6 protein-coding genes are annotated in these 6,866 nt (G+C 38.8%); 3 read left to right on the plus strand and 3 right to left on the minus strand.

Features of this window, described 5'->3' with window-relative positions; translation table 11 throughout:
* Positions 1–458: 458 nt before the first annotated feature.
* On the plus strand, positions 459–1,085 hold the full coding sequence (locus KDK67_RS13065) for a VTT domain-containing protein (RefSeq protein WP_250869259.1): 627 nt from the start codon (positions 459–461) through the stop codon (positions 1,083–1,085).
* A 26-nt stretch (positions 1,086–1,111) separates the two neighbouring features.
* On the opposite strand, the gene KDK67_RS13070 is transcribed toward KDK67_RS13065, so the two are convergent.
* From KDK67_RS13070 to KDK67_RS13075, 3 genes are all read right to left on the minus strand, one after another.
* Positions 1,112–1,702 (minus strand): toll/interleukin-1 receptor domain-containing protein, encoded by a 591-nt coding sequence (locus KDK67_RS13070; RefSeq protein WP_250869261.1) that lies wholly within the window; start codon positions 1,700–1,702, stop codon positions 1,112–1,114.
* Positions 1,703–1,807: 105 nt separating this feature from the next.
* The gene (locus KDK67_RS14380; RefSeq protein WP_276575164.1) at positions 1,808–1,939 is read right to left on the minus strand and encodes a hypothetical protein; all 132 of its coding nucleotides are present in this window, start codon (positions 1,937–1,939) and stop codon (positions 1,808–1,810) included.
* 392 nt (positions 1,940–2,331) lie between these two features.
* Positions 2,332–2,676 carry a hypothetical protein gene (locus KDK67_RS13075; RefSeq protein ID WP_250869263.1) on the minus strand — a complete coding sequence of 115 codons (345 nt, stop codon included), beginning with the start codon at positions 2,674–2,676 and terminating at the stop codon, positions 2,332–2,334.
* Positions 2,677–2,895: 219 nt separating this feature from the next.
* Between KDK67_RS13075 and KDK67_RS13080 the strand changes: the two genes are divergently transcribed.
* The gene (locus KDK67_RS13080; protein ID WP_250869264.1) at positions 2,896–5,064 is read left to right on the plus strand and encodes an oxidoreductase; all 2,169 of its coding nucleotides are present in this window, start codon (positions 2,896–2,898) and stop codon (positions 5,062–5,064) included.
* Between the two features lie 477 nt (positions 5,065–5,541).
* Entirely contained in the window at positions 5,542–6,654 is a 1,113-nt protein-coding gene (locus KDK67_RS13085) for a uroporphyrinogen decarboxylase family protein (RefSeq protein WP_250869265.1), read from the plus strand.
* Positions 6,655–6,866 lie beyond the last annotated feature (212 nt).

Raw genomic sequence — 6,866 nt, forward strand, 5'->3', positions numbered from 1 at the left:
ATGAAATATAGTCTTTTCAGGAGTGTTGCATTCTTCTCTAATTTTATCTGCTTGTCTAACTCTTCAACGGTCATATGCCGTTCAATAAAGATCCCCTCAGGTCTAACCATGGAACAGTCTATATAACCAATTAGTCTAATAATTTGGGGTTTTAACTATAATTGATTTTGATATACAACCTGGTAACAAAAAAGGATCTGACTTTGTCTAGGTCTTCTTTTCTAAAACCGAATGATTCTATATATATTTAATCATAATAAGGTCCATGTGTATGTTTCCAACAAAAAACACAAGGGTATGAATTTATTTTGTCTAACAAGTACTTAAGGTCTATTAATATAGCCATGCAAGTAGCTAAAAGCAATGCTAGCTTTTAATAATGAAATAAGGGATGTTTCTCACACGATAAAAATGGCAAGGATATTGACATATAAATATTCAAATTATTAAGAGGTTCAATGCAAGCAAAAAAGGAAAAATGGATCCCATCAAAAAGAGATTCTCATGAAAAGGGGATGGTTCTTCACTATGGTGGTAATAGAAATGTCCTGATCCTTGGGCTAATTGTTCTATTCATAGTTTCATGGTCAATTCTACTTTTTTACCATCCTCCGGGAGAAATAGTCGAAAGGCTGGGAGTACGCAACGTTTACATTTTTGTCTTCCTGCTGGCCATGATAGGTGGAGTTTCCACATTAACCTCCACTACATTCTACACGGCTTTGATCGCAATATCTCTGGGAAGTGTAAATTCGATCGGGATCGCATTAGTTGCAAGCTTAGGTCTTACTTTTGGAGATCTGGTATTCTACTATCTGGGTACAAAAAGCAAACAATGTGTTAAGGGAAAATATGCAGGTACTATATTTCGCCTGACAAAATGGATGGAACGGATCGATGACAGAATAACTATGCTGCTGATCTTCTTTTACTCATTGACCCCTCTTCCAAGTGATGTGATCGCAATAGCACTTGCAATAGTGGGATTTCCATTCCGTAAAATGATCGTTCCGTTGGTTGTGGGTAATTTTACCCTTATCTTTATGCTCGTGGAGATCTCAAAATTGGGATATAGTTTGATCTGAAGGGGTTGAAAGTACTGACAAAATATTCATTCGGAATGTTCATGTGAGGAAGTTTCCGGGGAACGAGGTCTGAATGACCTTGGATCCAGGTAAAAAGCATTTTCACAGTAGCTGCACATGGTCTTAAGATCGGATCCTTCAATAATAACCTTCTCTACTTCTTCCTGAGGTGTTATGTACTGCGTCATTTCCTCTCCGCAGTGAGGACATTTTATTTTAAGCCATTCCAGTTTGGTGAGCTGCCGGATGTCTTTTATGACCACTCCCAGTGCATTTTCATAGTTATTCCTGTAAAAACGTATGGCTGGCAGATGACCTATTAAAACTGGAAGTTTCTCTCCGTATTCTAACAAAGGGATCATCAACTGATCCGTACCCACAGCCAGACCGATCTCCTGGTTCACTTTTGGTGATAATAATCCATCCATTGAGAGAATGACGATCATGCAGTCTGAATGGCGAATACCAAAGCTGATAAGTTCTGCCTCGGAGAGCGAATCGGTCTTTTTGAACAGAGACGAAAAGCTTTCCAGATTCACCGCCCATAAGGCATCTTCCATTTCCTGAGCCAGGCCTTTGTCCTGTTCAGAGTGGGAAATATATATTCTGTTTATCATGGCTATAAACCTCCAAATATCCTCTGCTTATTCCAACAACATTACATGTAAGCAATGATCTCAGCTTTTAAAACAGAGGTATTTGGCCTATATCTGATAGCTAGATCAATCTTTCTTATCCCGTGGCTTTTTGGTTGGTTCGGGATAAGGAACTGGTTCTGGAGAAGGTTGTGGTTCCGGTTCAGGACATGGTATTGGTTCTGGCTGAATTGATGAACTATTCTTTTCTTTTTGCAAATAATATACCCCCTTTGGTCAATTAATAATTTGATATCCTTTCTACTTAAGATTATAGTTCAATGGAACTGAGATGATAGTATAGCTAATTGCTCCTTCCTATATTCAGAACTCTTTCAATTATTTATCTCAGTAATTGAATACCCATTATATACATTGATCTGGAATCCCAACTTGTTCTGGCTACCAATCCAAAACCAATAGCTAGGCCATGATATACCAATAAGGTAGAGTTATTAGGAAAACTATATCGATTGCACGTCTCTTCTCATCAGATGTGAGGAGGCGATCGATCTTCGGGTTTTTTGAAGGGCGTGTACTGAAATAAAAATAGGACGTGTTTTCTGTTACAGACCCGTCTAAAAATAAATTTGTACTGTGGGGATGATTTTTCATTCCCACGGGCTATATCCGAATGTATCCTGATAACGTTGTACCACAGATCCCATATAATTGGATGCTGTCCTCGAAGACGTTTTGGACATGAAATTATTCAATGGAAATTCACTGTCACAATTTGTACAACGTGCATTTTCACATCCGGTTATCGAACTTGGGCAGCCGGTACAAAGTTTTGCTCTTGAGTAAAATAGACTAAAAGATGTTCCACATTTCGGACATGTTATCATTCTGTTCGCATCAAAAAGGTTTTTACTAACTCCTCTTCGTTTTAATTCATCAGAATATCTTTCATCTCTACTCATATCATCCATTAATTTCTTCTCTTCTCTATCCATTTGTTTTTTACCTCACAAACATAACTCACTAAAGAAAAAATGCTTATTGAGATATATATAACGACTCATCTTCGGGAATCAAAGCCTTTGATATAATCAAAACCATTAATATAATAGTGATCAATGCAAAGTAATATTACTTCTAACATGTTTCCTCAAAGTTTATTGTAAACATGTCTGTGTCAATTATATTTTTATAACATATGTAGGAAGAAACAGATGGCTTTTGAAAAATTGTTCGAACCCTCTAATATCGGTACATGTAATTTGATGAATAGGATCATTATGGCTCCAATGGCCAACATAAATATGGCTGATCCCATTGGGCGTCCTACGGAAAAGATGATCGCTTACTATAGAGAGCGAGCAAAAGGTGGTACCGGTCTACTGATAACAGGTCTGGTTCCCGTCTCTTTTGGAATTGACCCTACTGTTTCGGAAGACAATGATACTACATATTTTCCACGTATAGATGGCACTTCAAGGACTCGTCTTTCGGGATGGAGGGACTTGACTGCTGCAGTAAGACCATATGGTTCTAAAATATTTATTCAACTGTCTGCCGGGCTTGGCAGGGTTGGTTCTCCTGAGCCTGCTTTGAAAGGTAAGGACTTAAGATCATCTTCATTTAACAAGAATTTTTACGTTCCACATACCCCGCATTTTCCACTATCAGATAGAAAAATTAGAAAGATTGTCAAAAGCTTCGGGCAATGTGCAGTTAATGCAAAAGTTTCTGGTTTTGACGGTGTCCAGATACATGGGCATGAAGGCTACTTAATGGATCAATTAACCTCTGATCCGTGGAACAGGCGTAAGATCGGCAGGTACAGGAATAAGTTCCAGTTCGGTATCGATGTTGTAAAGGAGATCAAAAAAAGATGTGGCAATGATTTCCCCATCATCTATAGGATCGACCTTACTCAGGCCTTAGAGGAAAGTTATGGTAAGGACATATTTAAAAAACAATTTCGTGGAAAAGAGCGCAAGATCGAAGAAGGGGTCGAATTTTGCAAAGTACTTCATGAGGCCGGAGTGGATGCATTTGATGTGGATAAAGGCTGTTATGATAACTGGTTCTGGCCACATCCTCCAGCATATTTTGATGATGCCATCTATGCTGAAGAACTCGCTGGCAGATTGAGATCTTATTTCCGGAAAGAGAACATTGATGCAAAAGTAATAGCTGTGGGAAAACTGGGAAAACCTGAATTTGCTGAAAGGGTACTGGATAATGGGTGGGCAGATTATTTTATGCTTGGAAGACCACTCCTGGCTGATCCATATTGGACTAAAAAAGTTAAAGAAGGAAGAGTAAAGGAAATAGTACACTGTATAGGAGATCACGAAGGATGCATTGAATCGTTTAAAATGGGTGGCCATATCTGCTGTGCTGTAAACCCCTATACGGGTTTTGAGGATTGCAAAAAATTGATAAGAACAGATGTTATGAAAAGAATTGCTGTTATAGGTGCAGGACCTGCCGGTTGTGAGGCTGCAATGACCGCATATAAAAAGGGATATGATGTAACTCTTTTCGAAAAAACTGATCATATTGGAGGTCAACTTCATTTAGCCGGGAAAATGATGATAAAACATGATATCAGACGTTACCTTGAGAATCTTCAGTTTCAACTCGACCTATTAATTGAGGACGGGCTCAAAGTTGAATTCAATAAAGTAGTGACTCCTGATGTTATCAACAACAAATTCGATGTGATCCTTTGTTGTACCGGATTGGAAACTTCAATACCTAATATAGAAGGTCTGGAAAGTGTTCGATATGCAGAAGCTCGCGAATTTCTTAAAAATGATATGGATATTCCGGATGATGTGAAAGATGTTCTGGTAATAGGTGGGGGAATTATGGGATGTGAAGTCGGCTATTCTCTTGCTTATGAAAAAGACCTTAATGTAGTTGTTGTCGGAAAGAACAAAGATCTGATCCCAAAGACAGTCATGGCGAACAGATCCCAGATGTTATGGATGATGATGGGAGAAGGTTCTCCTTCCGGAAAAAAAGACGATGCCTTGAAGAAACCTATCAAAGCCTATAATGCTTCGGAAGTAATACGTTTTTCAGGAAATAAAGCCTATTTAGCTGTGAACAAAGGTAGAAAAGCTCCCTATACACCATGGAAAGCACTTATTCCTGAAAATGTGAATAATCCGTTTGAAAAAGATCTTGATCCTGGCAATGTAAAGGAATTGGAACTAACTGCTGATCTTGTTTTGTTTGCAACTTCTGGCAAACCCAATAATTCCTTGTTCAACCAGTTACTGAAAGAGAATTCAGCTAAAGAAATATATTCTATAGGAGATTCAAGCGAACCCGGAAATTTGTGGAAGGCAATTACAAACGCAAATGAGATTGCAAGAAATATCTGAATGAAATGACATTCACTTTCGATCACATTATTTGGGTTTGAGTACATTATCTGAACATTCAAAACTATGACCGCATATTTGTAATATTGTCTTTTGTCGTTGTTCTATTTTCATAAGGTCGATCTATTATCCAAATGTTATCCCCGATGAATTCATGGGTTTGATAATATCAAAGCTGTTATTTTTTTTCATCAGGGGGTTTTCTAACATGGCTTAGTTCCTGAATGCATGCTGTTGAAAAATCACAATTTGAATCGGGAACAGGCCTTCGACAACGCGAGGGGTGTCGATTTCTAATTCCGGATTATTATATATGTTCTCAGTAAGATATCAATTATTAGTCAATAGAACAGCATCTTAATTCTATTGATATGGATCGAAGAAAGATACAACATCGGTAATCGTGAGTGGTAACTTTGGATAAATTTGCCTCTCAGACTATTGATATGAAATATAAACTAATTGGGTGATAAAATCATGCCGTCAGAAGATTATGCACCAATGGATAAAGATTGGCTAGAAAATGCAGGGAATTTATGGACGACTCCGTTTGTAGATACTCCCTCGGAAAGAGTAATTGTGGATCCGATCATTCTGTCACACGCAGCAAGCGTTTTCAAGAAAAGCGTTGGTTATTTTTGGCAGAATCCGGCTGAAGCTATGAGAATGGTCTGTCATACATGTGAAATGTACGATGTGACTCCTGTAGGTCATTATCTCTATGCGGATTACTGGGGTGAAGATTACGGAGCTAAAGTGAAGGTTCAGGCAAATTCACCTCCAGGCATTACCAAGCGTCCAATAAAGGACGCTGAAGGTGTCGATAATTTGGAGGTATTGAGTCCTGAAGATCTGGCGAAAGGTCCTACACTGACAAAACATTTCGAAGCATTGGATACCTGTAAAAATGAATTCCCTCAAATGTTCGCTCCAATAACCCAATTGGCTGGCTCGATGGAAGTGGCAACAAACTGGGCTTCTATTGATGATGTTTTTATGTGGATGATGACTGAACCTGAATTAGTCGATAAACTGACATCCAAAGCTACTGATCACATGGTAAATGCCTGTAAAGCTACAGCAAACCGCTATGGTGCAAATGTAATGATCACAGGATCAGTAATTGCAAGTGGGGATCTGATGGACAGGGACCAGATCAAGAGATTCGGCTATAATCCAGTCTCAAAAGCTGTCCGAAAGATGATGAATGCCGGTGCAGGTCCTGGAGTATATTACCACCTTTGTGGAAATCACAGCGATGACTTTGACCTGTGGAAAGATGCTCCAATGAGTCCTTTCACTGTTGTTCAGATCGGATATGATGGCAAGGATATTTTCCCAGCATCAAAGCTTGTCGAACACTTTGGTAACAGGTGTACTTGTTTTGGAACAGTTGATACTAAGCTAATAGATCGTGGTACTCCAAGACAGGTCTACGATCAGGCAAAGGAGCAGATCCTTGCAGGAAAAGATAGTCCGAGAGGATTTATCATCGGAACTTCCTGTGAATGCCCAACGAATGCACCTCCTGGAAATGTCCATGCACTGGTGAAAGCTGCAAAAGATTTCGGGAAATATGAGAAGTTCTAATGTTCGAAATACATGGTGTACAAGGTAAATAAGGAGTGTTATTCTATGGAACTATAGTTAAAACCCCAAATTATTAGACTAATTCGTTATATAGACTGTTCCATGGTTAGACCTGAGGGGATCTTTATTGAACGGCATATGACCGTTGAAGAGTTAGACAAGCAGATAAAATTAGAGAAGAATGCAACACTCCTGAAAAGACTATATTTCAT

Source organism: Methanococcoides seepicolus, from assembly GCF_023684405.1.
GTDB classification, from domain to species: Archaea; Halobacteriota; Methanosarcinia; order Methanosarcinales; family Methanosarcinaceae; genus Methanococcoides; species Methanococcoides seepicolus.